Below are 17,914 nucleotides of genomic sequence, written 5' to 3' on the forward strand. Positions count from 1 at the left end.
GCCGAATGCTCAGGCTGTTGCTTTATTCCTCTGCTTATCCCCCAAATGCCGATTGCGGTATCGGACCCAAGCAACGATCCCCATGGAGACGATCGCGCCGGCCAACCCTAGCGCCATGTCTTTATGCGTATCGAATGGGTCCCCTTGCATGCCCATATAATCTTGTCCGGCTTGAGCTCCGACCAGGGCTACAATCATCTCAAGGATTTCGAATAAGGCGCTGCATGCAAAAATAACTGCCGCTGAGACCGCTAACGACCAGAATCCGCGCAGGCCGGCTTTTCTCATCAGCATCTCTCGCATGGGATAGGTAAGGAGTAGGCCGAAAGCAAAGTGTACGACCCGGTCAAAGTAGCTCCTTTGGGTATGAAAGGATGCTTTCAGCCACATATCCATTGGGGTGTTCTGATATGTATGGTGAGCGGCGTAAGTATGCAGGCACAGAAATACGAAAATACAAAGATAAGAGAGATTCGAAAATCGGTACTTAGGATAAGTTAGGATAAGGAGCAGTCCCGAAACGACCACAAGCACATTTTCCAGCAGCCATTGCAATCGGTCGGTTGGACGGATGGCCATAACAGCCCAGAAGACAAGGAAGCTGACAAAAAGCACCTGCAGCAAATGATTTCGGCTAAACGGGATATACGGATTCATCAGGCTGCTGGTGGGACTAACAGTTGCTGAACGTCGATTCATGCCGGACTCTACTCCTTCAGTTAATGGATTTGGCTGCAGTGTGAATTATTGGTAGTATAGGCGAAAATCCAATTATCATACATCGCCATGGTATAATGATGCTATTCTAGTACATCTATGTGTGATTAAGGTTAATGGAATAGGCGGGATATGAACATGACATTGGATGAGGTAATGGAAAAGCTGCAATCCATGGGAACGGAGCAAACAAAGCGTACTTTCATTCGCCACGGGGCCAAGGAGCCGTTATTCGGCGTCAAAGTCGGAGATATGAAGAAGCTTGTAAAAGATATCAAACAAGATCTGGAATTGGCCATGGCACTATACGAAACGGGCAACAGCGATGCCATGTATTTGGCGGGCTTGACAGTGAATCCGAAGCAAATGTCCAAGGAGCTGCTCCAGCATTGGGCACACCAGGCATCTTGGTATATGCTTGCTGAATATACGGTTGCCAGTGTAGCGGCGGAGAGTCCTTATGCCATGGAGCTGGCAGCCGAATGGATGGAGGCGGAGGAGGAGATGATAGCCGTCTGCGGATGGAGCGCTTATGCGAACTATTTATCCATTACGCCCGATGACAAACTCGATAGGGAGCAGATCCGATCGCTGCTGAACCGGGTGGCCGAAACAATTCACCGGGAACGCAACCGTGTACGCTACGTGATGAACGGTTTTGTCATTTCTGTAGGCAGTTATGTTCCTGCATTGTTCCAAGAAGCCGTGCTCACTGCCGAGCGTATCGGGAAGGTTCACGTTGATGTCGGACGAACCGCGTGCAAGGTGCCGACGGCGATGGAATATATACAGAAAGTAGAGGCCATGGGCCGAGTCGGGAAGAAACGCAAGACGTGCATATGTTAAGCAGGCATGCGAAAAAGGCAGAGGAGTCGTCAGTCTCCTCTACCTTTATATTTGCCCGTGTGCAGCAGCTTTACTTTTACATCGATTTGCTTCAGTGAGTCCTCGTTGATTAGCAATTCATCATCCTGCTTCAGTTCGTGAAATCGTTTCGGGTAATTACGATATAAGGCTTCCTCCAGCTTCAATACATCGGAGCGGATTTGGAGCCCTTTTTTAAACGTGAACCGGACTTCTTCTTTAATTTGGTTGGCGGCTTTTTCCTCTAATTCGATCTCGGTCAGGTCATCCGTAAATTCATCCAAGTAACCCTGCGCCCTAATCGAGATATTGAAATACACTTTGCCATCTTTGAAGTAAGGTTTAATCTTGCTTTTGGGGTGAATGATCACGATCGCGGCTACAGGATGGTGATTGTCACTGTCGAAAATGTTGATGGGTGACCGCTCAAGCCTCGGCTGCATCCAACGGTAGCCTCTCAGATCGCTCTCACTTAACCATCCCCGCAAATTTTGATTGTAAAAAAAGTAACCTCCGTCGATTCGCAGCATCCCTTTTAATTTCTTATCTTCGGACCAGCTTTTCCTATCGATAGCTATCGAGGGCATCATCGCTCCATCACCGGGCTCATTGAATTGGGCGATCACTTTGTATCCATATACTGGAACGACATAGGAACGCTGTGAGAACACTTGCGACGGGCTGAACATCACGGTATCGAGCGGTGAAAGGTTTAATATCGACTTTTGGACAAAAATGTTCTTCAGCGGTTCTTTCGTTCCATACAATAGCACATTATAACGGATCTCCCTGTACCGGTTTACCATATCGTAGGCTTCCTTGATCCTTTGGGGATTGCTCAACAAGCTTTCGGAGCACACAATGGTTCGGACATGACCCCAAAATACGCGGATTTGCGATGTGGAGTAAATCGCGTTAAACGATTCCGTAACCGTTTTGCCCTCTCCTTTGCCGATCCAGACAGGGATGGTTTTCCCAAGCTGAGAAGTATCGCTTCTGGCGACATTGGCAAAATTCAATACTTGAACGTAGCTAATATACTTTCCGTCTTGATAATCGAGTCCAAGTGCGGTTACGTAAGCCATGTTCTGGATATCCTTGGCGTTCCAGCATGCCGGAAGCAGAAGCGTCAACCCCAGCGTTATCAGAAGCAATAATACCTTCTTCACGTCGTGCTATCTCCTTGATGGTCCGAATCCAATGTACTCAAGTTCGAAGGCCTCTTCTTCATCTTGTTATAAGGAATTTTCAAGAATGAAATGGCCAAATCCTTGAAGCTCACAGGCGAAAGGGGAGCCAAATACGGAACTCCGAACGATTGCAGCTTGGACATGTAGAACAAGAGCAGAATGAGACTCAGAATCATGCCGTACATTCCGAGAAACGCCGATAACAGGAAGATCACTAGTCGGACGATGCTGATCACCGTACTTAGGGACTGGTTCACCAATGTCGCGCCGGATACCGCCGTAATGGCGCCAACTACGACAACGGAAGGGGACACCAGACCGGATCGAATCGCAGCGTCACCGATAACAAGCCCTCCGACTACCGTAAGTATTTGTCCAATGGAGCTCGGCAGACGAACGCCGGCTTCACGGAATATTTCCAGCAGCAGCAGCAGAATCAGCATTTCCATTTGAGAGGAAAACGGAAGTCCCATTCGGGCGACGGAAATGGTAGCCATGAGGCGAAATGGAATTTGGTCCTGGTGAAAGGCTACGATGGCAACCCAAAATCCAGGCAGCAATATGGATAGCCATAAGCTGAACAGACGGATGAGCCGTGCGAACGAAACATACTGGAAGCCAAAATGTATATCTTCCGGCGACTTCAATATTAACGATAAGGTTGCAGGTCCGATCAGGACGAACGGATTTCCGTCGACGATAAGGACAAAACGGCCGGCAAGCAATGCGCTGACGGCATAATCGGGACGTCCCGTGAAATCGATTAGGGGAAAAAGGGAATATTTCACATCCGACAAGTTTTCTTCCAATTGCGCGATACTGTAGATGCCGTCGATATCAATCTTTTTAATCCGCTTGCGCACTTCCTGCAAAATTTGCGGCGATAAGATATCTTCGATATACATCAAGCCTACTTTGGTTCGCGTTCTTGTTCCCAAAATGTACATCTCATAACTTAAACTGTTGCTTCGTATTCGTTTACGTACTAAAGCAACATTGGTCGCAATATCTTCGACAAACCCGTCCTTTGGCCCTTTGATCGAAATCTCCGTAGTCGATTCTTCAGGCGTTCTGCCCGGCGGGTTACATGCATTCATTTTGAAGACATTACGACTATTGGGGAAAAAGAGTATCAAATCGCCTTGAAATACGAATTCAACCAGATGTCCTGGTGAAATGTTCGAATGCAGCGGGATTAAAGGCAGCGTCCCGTAATAGCCCTCCCGAAAGCGCCGCTGCCCTTGGGCCAAATCATGAAGCTCCGGAAGCACGACTTTACTTATTTGCGAAGAGTCGCACAATCCTTCCGCGTAGATGAACAAGATTTGGGTATCGTCTGCGTCTCCGAGATGGAAAAGCTGTATTTGAACATCAGCCGAATGTTCGAATAATTCGCGGATGGAAGACTCCGTCCAGACCGGTTGCGAGTTAGCATGTTGTAGGCTCATGAGACTTTCTCCTTGGGTGGTTTAGTCATTAGCGCGACGGCCATCCAAATTCCAGTAACAATCAGGATCGTGTATAGACACGGCGGAAAATAGTCCTGGAACATCCATAAGTAAAAAGCGTCTTGATTGATCGGCAGCATCGCTAATATGATATAGCTTAATGAAACCAATAAAATCAGCCAATTGCGAGACTTGGTACTGCGCAAAGGCAGAATATCGGCAAGCAGAAACAAGGAAAGGCTGATTCTGATGCTGGCGCCTGACAGCCACTGAAACACCGACAGAAAATCGACGTGCTCTACATAATCGCCCAGCTTCACAAGCCGCCACTGCTCGTAAGGGGAGATCATCTGCTTGGCCGCTTCGTGCGGGCCGAACTCGGTAATGGCTCCGATCAGTGGACCTACCGTAATATAGACAAGCATGGAAGCCAGCAGCAGCAGCTTCCACCAGCTTGCTTTCGTTTTCAGATGATGCTGCATCAGCACGACTACGAACAACTCTGTCAATCCGCCTGCCGCGTACATAATACCATTGATAGCAGGCTGCCAGCCATTTTCGAGAAACGGCTTCAGCATGGCATAATTCTTTTGGGTTGAATTGGCGACAGACACAAATATTCCCAGAGTCACTACGGTAGGGAGAAGAATCCCCGAAGCAATGGCAATGGCGCGAATACTGACTCTGGCCGGATATTGGCAAACCAGCACCAAAGCCGTAATCAGAATGAACTTGGGACTGGCAGGTAAATAGTTTGTGATCGTCCATACCGTCGTATGAACGATAGTCATACCGCCGATTAGGTACAGGATAACGAGCACGGGAGCCAGGATCACCCAGGACAGGAAAGGAGTCGTTTGCTGTGCCAACCAAGGTTGAAGCTTTTGCTGCCGGGATTTTTTCATAATTAACAAAAGTATGAGGCACCAAGGAAGGAATAGGATGGAGGTGAGCAGCACCGAAATCCATGCATCCCTTCCGGCGACATCCAGCATCATCGGATTGACTATGACGTGAGAGGCCAGGCCGCACATTAGCATCAAGATCATGGATGCTTGCAAGAAGCTGATCGTTCCGTTCGGCATGTTCTAATCTGTCCATTCTGCAGCGTTAGATCGCATTTGCATGTAGTATGTTTGTTAGAGTTGCCAATTTTGGAAAATGGTATTCAAAATAGAAAAAGACAGCCTGCATCAGGCTGTCTTGGTATAGTTATTTTTGCGCGGCGGCTTCAATTTCTTTGACAGCCGCCTCATACGCTTTGCGAAATGCGGTGTTCGAGTCGCTTACGCCCTGCGCGACTTCCCGGAAAGCATTCCCCGCATGTTTGGAGCCGATATCGTCGAATAGCGTTTTTGCCGATATCGGGGCTGGCTTCGTAGGGTAGAACGCTTTAATGTTCTTGCCTTTCAATACAGGAATGTCGGAGCCGAACGTATCGATAATCTTAGAGTTGTTGATGATCGGCATTCCAAGTCCTTCCTTCGCATACTTCGTTTGCATTTCTTCCGAGGTCAAGAATGCCAGTACTTCAAATGCCGCTTCTTTATACTTGCTCGTGCTTGTAACGCTTCCAAACGTCGGATACATTTGCGAGCCTACGCCCGGTGCTTCCTTGAACGATGGGAGCGGAACCGCATCCAGGTTTTGATCCGGCTGAGCGCCAACCATTACGCTGTTAAAGTGGGCGTACATCGCGAGAGTCCGGTCTTTGTTGAACAGGTCAGCTTCTTTGCCGTATTTTTCCTTAGGCAGCACAGCTCCAGGGATGTTGTAAAATCTCGTGAAGTTTTCCGTCATTTTAATAAACTGCTCATTATTAAAGGCCGGCTGGTTCGTTTTCCCATCAACGAAAGGCAGCGAAAGCTGGTTGACGTTAAGCATATGGCTAATGGAGGTCAAGAAGCCGTAATATTGCACTCCGCCTTCATTACGGGACATTTTCTTGGCCAAGTCATACAGTTCATCCCAAGTCATGCCTTCCTTCGGATAAGGCACACCGAATTTATCGAACAGATCCTTGTTGTACATCAACGTTTCCGCCGTAGTGAACAAAGGAAGGGAGTAAATTTTGCCGTTGCCGTTTTGCTTGATGAAATCGTAATTGGTTTTCTCCAGCTTGTTCAAATCGTAGTTCTGTTTCTTAATATACTCATCCAGCTCGGCATACAAATTCAATTTATGATACTGCTGAATGAAGCCGATGGAATAGATAATGATATCCAACGGTTGACCGGAAGCCATGACCTCGTTTACGCTGGTACCGGTTCCGTACGTAATGAATTTCGGAGTAATGTGTGGAAATTTTTCTTTAATTTTATTGCCGAACAGCTGCATAAACTGTTCTTCTGTCGTTCCGGTATTCGGACGGTAAAACGTCAGCTCGATAGGTTCCTTCTTAGCGGCCGGCTCGCTTCCTTTGCCTGGTGCCGCCTCATTGGTCGTTCCGCCGCCGCCGCATGCGTTCGAGAAGAGCAGAGAGGTTAATACAGCGGAAGCTAGTAAGCGGTTTCTTTTTTTCATAACTTTCATTCGCCCCTTTTTTCATATGAGAGTTACTTGTTAAGCGCTTTCATCTTATTATAGATGATTGTTTCTCATTCGAAGATAGACAAAATTCATTTTTATATGTAGAAAATTCACTTTTTGACAAGGTAAAAAACAATTAAAGGAATTGTATACCATAAAATGGATTGGAATGGGCTTGTTCGCATACAACTCGGCCAAGCTGAATATACATAGACGTAAGCTAAAAGATATGGAGCGTACGTCAAATGGACAAACAACAATCTACCTTTGTACGAGGCACTTTCATTTTAACTACGGCCGCTTTTATTACCCGTATTCTTGGCTTCGTCAACAGTATCATTATGGCCCGGTTTTTGGGCCCGGAAGGGATCGGCCTGCTCATGATGGCACACCCTCTGGTCCCAATGATGATCACATTGACAAGTCTTGGGCTGCCCGTAGCCATCTCCAAGCTGGTAGCCGAAGCCGAGGCGCGCGGCGATTCCGCTAAGGTGAAGCGGATTCTCCAGGTGTCCTTGAGCATCACGGTGTCGATGAGCATCGTGCTCACTCTGGGCACGTTCCTGGGAGCCAAGCCGATTGCAGGCATGATCCTGGCGGATCAGCGGGCGTATTACGCCATGCTGGCTATTATACCGATAGCCCCTCTGGTGGCCATCTCCTCCGTGCTCAAAGGCTATTTCCGCGGGAAGCAAAATATGAAGCCGATCGCGGTCTCCGACGTGGTCGAGAATATCGTTCAAATTGCCTTGATCGCTGCGCTTGTACAAATGCTGGTGCCTTACGGACTTGAGTATGCGGCGGCAGGGGCGATGATCTGTACCGTCTTGGGCGAAGGCAGCGGACTGCTGTACTTATTGATCATGTACACGATCCATCGAAGAAAGAACAGCGCGCAGGTGCAAGCTGATCAGCCGCTTCCCGGGAAGAAGCAAACGTTGTCCGAGCTGTTGAGCATCGGGCTGCCCTCCACCGGGCAAGGGTTTATCCATTCTATTTACCGGGCTATCAAACCCGCACTGGTGATCAAAAGCTTAGCTATAGCAGGCATCGGAACCGCCGTTGCGACCAAGCAATACGGGCTGCTCGTAGGATATGCTTTTCCGCTGCTGGTGTTTCCTACATTCATCATGCATTCCTTATCTACTGCGCTTATTCCTTCCATCAGCGAAGCGAATGCGGCCAACAACCGGCGTTTGATCCACGAACGAATCGATCAGGCGATCGGTCTTGCATTTATGATTGGCGCGCCTTGTACGATCATTTTGTATATGTGGGCGGTTCCGTTGACCACCGTCCTGTACCATTCGCCTGAAGCCGGGAAGCTGTTGATGCTGCTGGCGCCGTTTTTCCTGCTCCATTACTTCGAGGATCCGCTGCATGCCGTCCTGCTGGGAATCGGCAAGGTGAAGACGGTGATGTGGAATTTTATTATGAGTACGCTGCTGCAAGCCGTGGCGATGTTCATCTTCGGATCGGAATGGGGGATATACGGGGTTGCAACGGGAATTAACTTCGGTATATGCATCATTACGATGTTGAACTTTTTGGCCATATCCACTTACATCGGGTTCTCCGTGGACGTGCGCAGGTATTTGAAAATCATCCTGTGCTTGTTGGCGATGGCCGTATGCGGTCAAGCCGCTTATACGTATATGAGTCAGGCCGGTTTCGGTCAGTCTTGGGTCGTGGCGGTCTCCATAGCGGTCTCGCTCTGCGTCTACTCCTTTTCCTTGATGGCAACGCAATCGGTGAAGCCGGTTTTCCGGGGCGGAAGCACCAAAGGCTTTTTTACAAAGCTGTGAAAAAAGTTTCAATTTATTAAAGCAGCCGCAAGGCTGTTTTTTTGTATTAGGCACAGGTTGTATGCAAGGTACCACAGCCCTAAAGCATAACGCGAATATGGACCCTACAAGTGTCAACATTTTCCTGCTATAATAGTGTATAAACCGACATAGAAAGATGAATGAGGTAACCCTATGAAGCAGAAATTGTTCAAGGCACTCATCCTTCCCATTATGATGCTGGTTCTGATTTGGCCGCAAGCAATGAGTGCACAAGCAGCAGGATCCCAGAACGCCAAAGTGTTAGCCTCATCGCTCAGTGTCCGCAGCAAGCCCGATGCAAAGTCTCCCGTGGTCGGCTCGTTATCGAGGAATACGATGGTAACCGTGTCACAGGAGTCATACGGATGGATGAAGGTTCAATCCGGAAAGACGACGGGCTGGGTGGCCGGATACTATTTGCAATTGCTCAAAGGCGCTCCAGCGTCTCAGGGCACTGCGAAGTCCCAGGTCACGATTGCAAGCAGCAAAGGTTTGAAAGGCAAGCTGATCGTCATCGATCCGGGGCATGGAGGCGGCGATCACGGTACAACGGGCACCAAGTACCGCTCAAGCGAGAAAACGTTGAATTTGTCGACCGCCAACTATTTGGCGGACAAGCTGAAGCAGGCCGGGGCTCAGACGATTATGACCCGCACCCGGGACGGGGACAATCCCGAGCTCTCCGAAAGAGCAGGCTTAAGTCAATCGAAGCGGGCGGATGCGTTTATCAGCATTCATTACAATTCTTCACCGAAGCCGACTTCCGGTACGCTGACATTTTTTTATTCGCAATCTAAGGATATGCCGCTCGCCCGTAAGATCGAAGAGCAGCTTAACAAGCAGCTGAATTTGAAAAGCAACGGAATTTCTTTCGGCAATTATCACGTGCTGAGAAACAATTCCCGTCCGTCTGCCTTGGTGGAGCTCGGATTTTTATCCAACGCCAAGGACGAGGCTGTGGTAAGAACGGCCGATTATCAGCGCAAAGCGGCGGATGCGATCGTCGACGGGCTGCGCGAATACTTTGATTAGGGTTGTTCTAGGGAAAACCGCCGAAAGGCGGTTTTTTGCTTTTTTCCGCAGCTTTTGTAAAACAATGACAGAGAAAATTAATAAATCCATAACACTGCATTGATAATACGATAATAATTGTAGCCTACTCTATTACTAGAACAACTAATATAAACCGGAAAAGAGGACGTACTCTTGAGCTCATATCCTATTATTGCGTCCATTACCGATGCGGAACAAATTAAACACGTACTCAACAGTCAAGTAAAACGAGTGAACCTGATGACCGGAACCGTCAACAACTTGAAGCAAATTATCGGTCAGCTGCATGACTCCGGCAAGCAGGTGTTCGTTCACATCGAGATGGTTGGCGGAATCGGAAGGGATGCCGCATCCATTCAATACCTGGCCGAGGAGTTCAAAGCGGACGGCATTGTGACAACCAAGAGCAACGCGGTGGCCGCAGCCAGACAGGCCGGAATTCTAAGCATTCAGCGGTTTTTCGCCATCGATACTTCTGCAGTGGAGACAGCGGTACGCATGATCAAAACGAGCAATCCCGACGAAGTGGAATTGATGCCCGGACTGATGCCACGGATCATAAGTGAGGTCAAGCAGAAGATTAAGCAGCCTCTGATTGTAGGCGGGTTAATCCGGCATGAGGATGAAATCAAGCTCGCTCTGGATAGCGGCGCAGATTTCGTATCTATCGGAAGCAGCACTTTTTGGTGACAGTCAATGGACAATAACATAATGTACCTCGGGTGGAGACGATGAGAAAACCCAGTGGTCAGTAAATCAACTTACCTTACAGGCAAGGGGGGATTTTCTGCTACTGGTTTTTTGTGCTCAAAAAAAGATTTTGATTCATCAAATCATAGGAGGGGTATCCAATGCGTTTGGTATTAATGGGAGATTTGCATTATCACGAAATTGATGAAACGATTCCAGGATGGCTGGAAGCGCGCGATGATTTCTATCGAATATTTCTAGATCGGTTTTTGGAATTGGAAGGCGATGCTCATATTTCGTTAGGAGATTTAACTAATTACGGAGCTTCCTCTGAGCTGCAAGAAGTGTATGAGATGATACGACAACATGATAGAACGTTCTATCACGCGTTGGGGAACCATGATCTTTACGCTCAAACTAGAATGGAAGTTCTCCAAATAACCGGTCAAGCGCGCTATCACGCGGTAGTAACCGATCGTGCCGTACTTGCTTTTCTTGACACCGCGAAAGAGATGGATTTTGAAGATTGGGGAGGCTGGATTGACGCAGAACAATTGCAGTGGTTTGAAGAGGTTGTAAAGGCATCTGGGACAAAGCCTCTTTTAGTATTCGCTCACCATCCGGTTTATAATACGACAACCAATTCGGAGAAGGAGAAAGGATCTATTCATCCGAGCATTGATATGTGGAACATTTTAAACCAGAAAGAAGGGGTGGGGATATATTTTAACGGTCATACTCATGTCGACTCAATAGTGAAGCAGAATAATTGGACTTTTGTTCAGCTGTCTGCCTGCCTTGATCAGCATGGTTTGAGAATCGTCGATATCGAACAAGAGGAGATTCGTATTTCCGCTATGGATATTACGGATGTGGCGCTTGCGGAAAATGTAGGAACTTTATATAACCATATGAAGCACTTTAGACATAATCCTAATGCACGCGGTATAGAGTCGGATCGGGAATGTAATGTCCCTTTTCAATTAGCAGCGAAACAAAAATAAGATTTGGTAATTCCACATTGAATTGAAGACTCAGATTAAAAAACTAGGAGGATTTGTCTTATGTTAAGCAAAAAAAGCTTATCCATTCTTGCACTTAGTACGGTATTTATGACCTCTGCATGCGGGTCCAGCGGTACAGGCGGCCAAGCAGGCACGGCTGCCGGCAATTCCTCTTCGTCAAACGGAAAGATCGTTATTAAGTACTGGACAGCTAACGGCGGGAAAATAGAAGAAGCCAAACAAAACCTTGTGAAAAAATTTAATGAATCTCAGAACCGTATTGAGGTGCAGCAGGCGAACCAAGGAAATTATGACGATCTTCATGCAAAAACGCAAGCTGCATTTGCTGCCGGCAACGCGCCTGCGGTATTTGATCTCGAAATAGCATCGACCGGTATTTTTGCCCGCTCCGGCATGCTGGTAGATCTGACGCCTCTTGCCAAAAGAGACGATGCAGAGCTTGATCTGAAGGATTTTAATCCGGGTCTCATGGGGAACGCTTATATTGACGATAAACTGTACGGCATTCCGTTTATGCGCAGCACCCCGATCTTCTATAAAAATGTCACCATGTTAAAAGATGCCGGTCTCGATCCGGCCGGTCCTAAAAATTGGACTGAATTGGAGCAGTATGCCCGAGTGTTGAAATCGAAGGGGAAAACACCGCTCACGATGCCGGTCGGCGTATGGGAGTATGAGGCGTTAGTTGCTCAAAGCGGCGGCAAGGTGCTGAGCGATGACGGCAAAAAAGCTACATTTAACTCTCCTGAAGGGGTTGCGCCTGTAGAGTTTTGGAAGAAAATGTCCGATGAAGGTCTGATCAAGTTTGTAGTAGGGAAAACAGCGGGCGCCGACGCAGACAAGGATTGGAGCAACCAAATTTCCGCCTTTAAAATCGGTTCTACCGCCGGCGTTTCTCAAAGTATAGAGGTTGCAAAAGGGAACAACTTCGAAATGGCAACCGACTTTATGCCTGCCAATAAAAATTACGGCGTTCCAACCGGCGGATGCCACCTGGCTATGACCTCCAAGCTCAGCGAGCAAGAAAAAGAGGCGACTTGGGAATTTATTAAATTTATGACATCCAAGGAAAATACGATCTATCAGCATAAGTATGTCGGGTACTTGCCAAACCGTCTCTCTGCGTTGAACAGTGAAGAATTGCAAAGCTACTATAAAGAGTTTCCGCAATACAAGGTGGCTTCTGATCAATTAAAGTATGCGGTAATGCGTCCGAACGCAAACGCGTACGCCGAGGTTTCGAAAATCATGATCGATGCTATGACAAAAGCAATTCTGGAGAAAAATGTGAAACCGCAAGATGCAATGAACGAGGCTGCGGAAAAAGCAAACAAGCTGTTGAGCAAGTAATAGCTGCGAATAGGTCTCCAAGCATAAGAGAAGAGCCGGCTCCCATTCAGGAAGCGGAGGCTGGCCTTCTTTCTTTTGTTCGAGAAAAAAAGCTGCAAGACAAGGAGATGATCGTATGGCGAAGATCGTATTGAGAAATATTTCCAAAATGTATAAAGACGAAACGATAATCAGTAATTTGAATCTCACCATTAAAGACGGATCGTTTACTGTTCTTGTAGGCCCGTCCGGCTGCGGCAAATCGACGACGCTTCGTATGATTGCCGGTCTTGAAAAGGAAAGCGGCGGAGAAATATGGATCGGCGACAAATGCGTTAACAATACCCAGCCCGGATATCGGGATGTGGCGATGGTTTTCCAGAACTATGCTTTATACCCAACCATGTCCGTTCGCGAAAATATCGAATTCGGACTGAAAAACAGAAAGGTTCCCAAACCGGAACGCGAGACCTTGATCCGTGATATTTGTGAGATCGTCGGTTTGACGCCCCATCTGGATAAGAAGCCGCAAAACCTATCCGGAGGACAACGGCAAAGGGTTGCTCTTGCCCGGGCGATGGTAAAAAAACCAAAGGTATTTATCCTGGATGAACCGCTCTCCAATCTGGACGCGAAGCTGCGTAATCAGATGAGAACGGAATTGATTCAGCTTCACCGCAGGCTCGGTTCTACCTTTGTTTATGTAACCCATGATCAAGTGGAAGCCATGTCTATGGGCGATGAAATTGTTGTTATGAACAAAGGCGTGATTCAGCAGGCGGACTCGCCAATGAAGCTCTATAACGATCCGGATAATGTGTTTACCGCCCAGTTTATCGGCACCCCGGCCATGAACATCTTCAACTACAGCGCAGTACCAGGTCTAAAGATGGAGTCGGAAGCTAACCTCGGTTTCGTCGGATTCCGGGCGGAGCATGTGTTGATGAACCCGAAAGATCATTCGGAAGGACTTTCGGTTGAAGGGGAAATTATCACACGGGAAAGCTTGGGTGCGGAAAATATTTATCAGATCCATTCGGCTGCGGGGGTATTTTTCGTCAAGACCTTCCTGGCACCTTTAGTAAACGAAGATCATGTTAAAGTCGTCATTCCGGATAACTGTCTCTATTATTTCGACTTGGACGGCAAAAGAATACGCGGTACCGAAGTGCCGTATCACGCAGCAGCGAAAGCGCAGAATGCAGCACCCAATAAGACTCTAGTCAGTGTCGGCGGTGTGTAATATGACAATGTGGGAAAAGCTTCGTCCTTACGCGATGGTTGCTCCGGCGATCACGGTATTTTCATTGTTTTTTATTTATCCGATCCTGTATATGATCTACTTAAGTATGTATGATTGGAATTTTATTAGCCCGACGAAAAATTTTGTCGGTTTGCAAAACTTTTCCGACCTGCTGCAGGAAAAAGAATTTATCCAAGTCATCACGAACTCTACGGTATATACCATTTTAACCGTTATATTCATTATTGGACTTTCTTTGCTGCTGGCTCTCTGGCTGAATAAGGCCGGCGTGTTCCACAGCTTTGTCCAAGGTGCGATCTTCAGCCCGCATATCGTTTCCTGGGTATCCATATCCATGATATGGGCTTGGGTAATGGATCCCCAGTACGGCTTATTAAACTGGTTTATCGGATTATTCGGATTTGAAAAACTGCAATGGCTTTCCTCACCGAGCACTTCTCTGATCTCGTTGGTCATCGTTGCCGTGTGGAAAGGACTGGGCTATAATACCTTGGTTTTTATCGCGGGCTTACAGAGCATTCCCAAGGACATTTATGAGGCGGCAGCCTTGGACCAATCGAAGCCTTGGACTACCTTTTACAAGCTGATTCTTCCTATGCTGTCGCCAACCATCTTTTTTCTGGTTATCATCAACATGATCGGTTCGTTTCAAGTGTTTGAGACAATAGCGATCATGACTCAGGGTGGACCGGTCAATTCGACCAATACGCTCGTTTATTATATTTATGAGTACGGGTTCCGGTTCTTTAAAATCGGCTACGCCTCTGCAGCAGGTGTTATCTTGCTGTTCATTGTTGGAGTATTGACGATAATCTACTTCAAAATGATGTCAAAACGCGTTCATTACCAATAAGATGAGGTGAATCCATTGAAAGCAGAGCAGACGCTTGATGCTGAGCGTACATTGATTCATGTCAAAAGCAAAGAAGAAATCGCAACAAAGCTGTTACATTATGTTCTTAAGGCAATAAGTATAGCCGGTATGATTGCTTTGGTCCTTGTTTTTGCAATGCCGTTCGTATGGATGCTTTCAACTTCCTTGAAAACATTGCCCGAAACGATGATTTTCCCGCCGAATTGGATACCCAAAAATTTCGTCTGGAGCAATTATGCCCAGGCTTGGGCTTCGGGTCCGTTTCTGCACTATATTACGAACAGCATCATCATTTCGATTGGTATTCTCATTATGCAGATGCTTACGATTATTCCTGCAGCCTATGCATTTGCACGCTATCATTTTAAAGGGTCGGGATTTTTATTCGGCATGGTTATGATTACCTTAATGATTCCGTCTCAATTAATTTTCCTGCCCGTTTACTTGCAGTTAAGCGCCTGGAAGCTGCTTAATACGCATCTTGCCCTCATTCTCCCGTTTGCATCCAGCGCGTTCGGTATCTTCCTCTTGAGGCAGTCGTTCAAGCAGGTACAGGAGGAATTGCTCGAAGCGGCGAGGCTGGACAGCGCCAAAGAGTGGCAGATCATCTTGAAATTAATGGTACCTATGGCTAAGCCTGTATTGGCGACTTTTGCCTTATTCAGCTTTATTGCCCATTGGAATGATTACTTCTGGCCGCTGGTCATGACAACGGATGAAACCGCGAGAACATTACCTTTAGGTATTGCGAAGATACGCGAAGAAGAAGGAGTAGCTAACTGGAACGTGCTGATGGCCGGAAATATGATTCTGGTAACGCCTATTCTGATCGCATTCTTTTTTGCTCAACGTCATATCATACGTGCTTTTGTTTATACCGGCGTAAAATAATGGAAGGTATGGCTGTTAGGTAAATAAGGAATGGAATGCAAAAAGCCGCAGGCTGGGACTTTTTCCCGTTCTGCGGCTTTTCTCGTATTACATATCGCCTGCCATGGCGCCCGAATATTTGTATTCGTTCGATCTGGCGATAATTTTATCCTTCGAATCCTTAACAATCACTTCGATCTTCATAGGCTGCTTCTTGCTGGACTCCGGCTTGATATGCGCCGTCATCTCCCGGGGGCTGTTCCAATCCACCTCCACCGGCTGTCCGTTCACTTGAACAATACAATTGACCGGCAGATCCGCTCCGGTAATGAGCAGTTCCTCAGCGCCTTTCAGCTTCACGTCCTGAATTTCCATGCGCCCGAGTCCAAGCACATAGTTCTTGTCTTTGATGCTGTCCTTCATGTCGCCGTAGCCGAACTGCGATCCGAACATGATATCATATTGCAGCTGTTCGTATGTCTTGAGCGCTTGCTTGTCGATCTTCATTTCCTCGTAATAATTTTCGGGAGGTAGGATCGGCATTTGCTGAGAGAGCTGATACAAATAATCGGTATAATAGCTTCCGGGTCTTTGAGCGAGCTTCAACAGATAAGGCCCGATAAAGGAAGGACTCATATTAATCTCGTCTTTATGCTCCGGCAAATAGTTGTTCCAGACGAGAGTAGGGACGCGATACATTTTATTCAGGAAATCCGGATCATTTTCCTTCAAATAGCCGATATCCTTGTATGCTTGGTAGTTATCTCCGAGACTCGGCAGATGGTCGCCGAAGAATAAGATGATCGTCGGCTCCTTGGTCGTTTCATAATGAGTGACCAGCCTTTTGAGCATATCGTCTACGCCGAGCAGCCCTTGGGCATACGTTTCCAGCAAGCCTTTGGCTTCGCCTTCCACGCCTGTAACCTCGATCGTATTCTCTTTAAATTTGCCGGGATAGTAGTGATAGTGATTCTCCATCGTATTGGCAAAAACAAAGTCGGGACCGTCAGTCAAGCCAGTCGTGTTAATAATTTGATTGGCCACTTCCCGGTCGGCGATATAGGGACCTTCGTAGTCAGGCTTCATGAATTCTTGCGAAATATATTTCGAGAATCCAAAATTCTCGTAAACCTTCTTGCTGTTATAGAACCAGCTGTGGAACGGGTTGATGGACGTCGACGTATAGCCTTGCCGTTCCATAATACTTGCGAGAGAGTCGACGCCTTTGTTGATATATTGATTGTACGGTACGGAGCCTTGCGGCAAAAACCGCATCGAGTTTCCCGTCAGCACTTCGAACTCTACATTCGCCGTGCCGCCGCCGTATTGAGGAGACAGCATCGTGCCGCTCGTATATTTCTTAATCATCTCGTGATAAAAAAGCAGCGGGTCTTTGCTGAAAGTAATGTTCTTCACCTGCGTCGCATCCCAGAACGACTCGCTCAACACGACAATGATGTTAGGCTTGACGTCGCCTTCAGCCGGCACAGCAGGAGGGGTGGAGGAGATCGCAGCGCGCACATTGTCTTCGTTGTAGCCTTCAGGCTGGTTCAGGAACAGAAATTTCAAGTTCATGATCGTCGACAAAAGAAATCCGTTCGTCTGTACATTCAGCGTCTGATCCCAGCCAATATTCTGCACATGCGCAAGCCGTTTCAACGACATGGAGCCGTCCGTATAGATCATAGTCAGCATAAGAAGCGATGCAATCCCCATGGCGACGCGATGCTTCCAGCGGAAGCTGAACAAAATTCTCGGAAGCTTGTATAGCAGCAAAATACTAATAACGATAAAGGTTATAATGCCTGAAACCACCGTAAAATTGAGAAGACCACTTAAATATTGCGCCATATCCTTGGTTTCGCTCGTCAGCAGCAAATCCCATGGAAGGAACGGTACGCCTAAAATATCGAGCTTGATGCCGCTTATTAGCCCGAAGGCTAAACAAAATGTCGCTACAAGCCAGAACGACAAATGAACTCTGCCCGTAATGGCCGTTAATAGAAACAGGAAGCCGAGGACGACCAGCGCGTTAAGGGCTACTTCCGGCAGCGCCTCGAAGGTCCATTTTAAGGTACCCCACCATTGACCTCTGCTTAACAACTCTACAAGAAACACAATCCACAGCGACCACAGCAAAAGCGGGATCCGTTTGGCCGCTCTGGCGCCATGATTTTGAAGCGCCAACCCCAACTCCCTCAAATGTATCACCACATTCTATTTATAAAAATTTTG

Annotated in this window: 15 protein-coding genes; 9 read left to right on the forward strand and 6 right to left on the reverse strand. The window is 47.3% G+C overall.

The genetic code is table 11. The annotated features are described in order from the left end of the window. Positions 1 to 9 precede the first annotated feature (9 nt). On the reverse strand, positions 10 to 699 hold the full coding sequence (locus DVH26_RS18260) for a DUF2238 domain-containing protein (protein WP_239635187.1): 690 nt from the start codon (positions 697 to 699) through the stop codon (positions 10 to 12). 156 nt (positions 700 to 855) lie between these two features. Between DVH26_RS18260 and DVH26_RS18265 the strand changes: the two genes are divergently transcribed. Beyond that, complete coding sequence (locus DVH26_RS18265; RefSeq protein WP_239635188.1) at positions 856 to 1,563, forward strand: DNA alkylation repair protein; 708 nt, start codon at positions 856 to 858, stop codon at positions 1,561 to 1,563. A 29-nt stretch (positions 1,564 to 1,592) separates the two neighbouring features. Here DVH26_RS18265 and DVH26_RS18270 read toward each other — a convergent pair whose 3' ends face one another. The 4 genes from DVH26_RS18270 to DVH26_RS18285 form a co-directional block, all read right to left on the reverse strand. Further along, the gene (locus DVH26_RS18270; RefSeq protein WP_239635189.1) at positions 1,593 to 2,750 is read right to left on the reverse strand and encodes a Ger(x)C family spore germination protein; all 1,158 of its coding nucleotides are present in this window, start codon (positions 2,748 to 2,750) and stop codon (positions 1,593 to 1,595) included. Next, the gene (locus tag DVH26_RS18275; RefSeq protein ID WP_239635190.1) at positions 2,747 to 4,219 is read right to left on the reverse strand and encodes a spore germination protein; all 1,473 of its coding nucleotides are present in this window, start codon (positions 4,217 to 4,219) and stop codon (positions 2,747 to 2,749) included. The genes DVH26_RS18270 and DVH26_RS18275 overlap by 4 nt, the downstream gene beginning before the upstream one ends. Beyond that, positions 4,216 to 5,304 carry an endospore germination permease gene (locus tag DVH26_RS18280; RefSeq protein ID WP_239635191.1) on the reverse strand — a complete coding sequence of 363 codons (1,089 nt, stop codon included), beginning with the start codon at positions 5,302 to 5,304 and terminating at the stop codon, positions 4,216 to 4,218. The genes DVH26_RS18275 and DVH26_RS18280 overlap by 4 nt, the downstream gene beginning before the upstream one ends. A gap of 127 nt (positions 5,305 to 5,431) precedes the next feature. Continuing rightward, positions 5,432 to 6,742, reverse strand: a complete 1,311-nt coding sequence (locus tag DVH26_RS18285) for an ABC transporter substrate-binding protein (RefSeq protein WP_239635192.1) — start codon at positions 6,740 to 6,742, stop codon at positions 5,432 to 5,434. Between the two features lie 251 nt (positions 6,743 to 6,993). Here DVH26_RS18285 and spoVB point away from each other — a divergent pair, with 251 nt between their 5' ends. The 8 genes from spoVB to DVH26_RS18325 all read left to right on the forward strand — a co-directional run bounded on the left by spoVB (position 6,994) and on the right by DVH26_RS18325 (position 15,700). Then, positions 6,994 to 8,553 (forward strand): stage V sporulation protein B, encoded by a 1,560-nt coding sequence (gene spoVB / locus DVH26_RS18290; RefSeq protein WP_239635193.1) that lies wholly within the window; start codon positions 6,994 to 6,996, stop codon positions 8,551 to 8,553. 174 nt (positions 8,554 to 8,727) lie between these two features. Then, positions 8,728 to 9,606 (forward strand): N-acetylmuramoyl-L-alanine amidase family protein, encoded by an 879-nt coding sequence (locus tag DVH26_RS18295; protein ID WP_239635194.1) that lies wholly within the window; start codon positions 8,728 to 8,730, stop codon positions 9,604 to 9,606. A gap of 174 nt (positions 9,607 to 9,780) precedes the next feature. Next, on the forward strand, positions 9,781 to 10,317 hold the full coding sequence (locus tag DVH26_RS18300) for a glycerol-3-phosphate responsive antiterminator (protein ID WP_239635195.1): 537 nt from the start codon (positions 9,781 to 9,783) through the stop codon (positions 10,315 to 10,317). A 161-nt stretch (positions 10,318 to 10,478) separates the two neighbouring features. Beyond that, positions 10,479 to 11,321, forward strand: coding sequence for a metallophosphoesterase family protein (locus DVH26_RS18305; protein WP_239635196.1), 843 nt, complete (start codon positions 10,479 to 10,481; stop codon positions 11,319 to 11,321). A 60-nt stretch (positions 11,322 to 11,381) separates the two neighbouring features. Continuing rightward, the gene (locus DVH26_RS18310; RefSeq protein WP_239635197.1) at positions 11,382 to 12,692 is read left to right on the forward strand and encodes an ABC transporter substrate-binding protein; all 1,311 of its coding nucleotides are present in this window, start codon (positions 11,382 to 11,384) and stop codon (positions 12,690 to 12,692) included. 115 nt (positions 12,693 to 12,807) lie between these two features. Then, complete coding sequence (locus tag DVH26_RS18315) at positions 12,808 to 13,914, forward strand: ABC transporter ATP-binding protein (RefSeq protein WP_239635198.1); 1,107 nt, start codon at positions 12,808 to 12,810, stop codon at positions 13,912 to 13,914. Between the two features lies 1 nt (position 13,915). Next, entirely contained in the window at positions 13,916 to 14,788 is an 873-nt protein-coding gene (locus DVH26_RS18320; RefSeq protein ID WP_239635199.1) for a carbohydrate ABC transporter permease, read from the forward strand. A 129-nt stretch (positions 14,789 to 14,917) separates the two neighbouring features. Beyond that, positions 14,918 to 15,700: a carbohydrate ABC transporter permease gene (locus tag DVH26_RS18325; protein WP_239635415.1), complete on the forward strand. Its 783-nt coding sequence runs from the start codon at positions 14,918 to 14,920 to the stop codon at positions 15,698 to 15,700. Positions 15,701 to 15,787: 87 nt separating this feature from the next. Here the strand turns inward: DVH26_RS18325 and DVH26_RS18330 are convergent, their stop codons facing one another. Further along, positions 15,788 to 17,866, reverse strand: coding sequence for an LTA synthase family protein (locus DVH26_RS18330; protein WP_239635200.1), 2,079 nt, complete (start codon positions 17,864 to 17,866; stop codon positions 15,788 to 15,790). Positions 17,867 to 17,914: the final 48 nt, after the last annotated feature.

The organism is Paenibacillus sp. H1-7 (assembly GCF_022354825.1).
Taxonomy (GTDB): Bacteria; Bacillota; Bacilli; order Paenibacillales; family NBRC-103111; genus Paenibacillus_S.

Bases quoted from the DNA above. Each gene is read 5' to 3' on its own strand.
- DVH26_RS18265 (WP_239635188.1), top strand. From the start codon at position 856: ATGACATTGGATGAGGTAATGGAAAAGCTGCAATCCATGGGAACGGAG.
- DVH26_RS18295 (WP_239635194.1), top strand. From the start codon at position 8,728: ATGAAGCAGAAATTGTTCAAGGCACTCATCCTTCCCATTATGATGCTG.
- spoVB (WP_239635193.1), top strand. From the start codon at position 6,994: ATGGACAAACAACAATCTACCTTTGTACGAGGCACTTTCATTTTAACT.
- DVH26_RS18305 (WP_239635196.1), top strand. From the start codon at position 10,479: ATGCGTTTGGTATTAATGGGAGATTTGCATTATCACGAAATTGATGAA.
- DVH26_RS18325 (WP_239635415.1), top strand. From the start codon at position 14,918: ATGATTGCTTTGGTCCTTGTTTTTGCAATGCCGTTCGTATGGATGCTT.
- DVH26_RS18320 (WP_239635199.1), top strand. From the start codon at position 13,916: ATGACAATGTGGGAAAAGCTTCGTCCTTACGCGATGGTTGCTCCGGCG.
- DVH26_RS18260 (WP_239635187.1), bottom strand. From the start codon at position 699: ATGAATCGACGTTCAGCAACTGTTAGTCCCACCAGCAGCCTGATGAAT.
- DVH26_RS18310 (WP_239635197.1), top strand. From the start codon at position 11,382: ATGTTAAGCAAAAAAAGCTTATCCATTCTTGCACTTAGTACGGTATTT.
- DVH26_RS18275 (WP_239635190.1), bottom strand. From the start codon at position 4,219: ATGAGCCTACAACATGCTAACTCGCAACCGGTCTGGACGGAGTCTTCC.
- DVH26_RS18285 (WP_239635192.1), bottom strand. From the start codon at position 6,742: ATGAAAAAAAGAAACCGCTTACTAGCTTCCGCTGTATTAACCTCTCTG.
- DVH26_RS18315 (WP_239635198.1), top strand. From the start codon at position 12,808: ATGGCGAAGATCGTATTGAGAAATATTTCCAAAATGTATAAAGACGAA.
- DVH26_RS18280 (WP_239635191.1), bottom strand. From the start codon at position 5,304: ATGCCGAACGGAACGATCAGCTTCTTGCAAGCATCCATGATCTTGATG.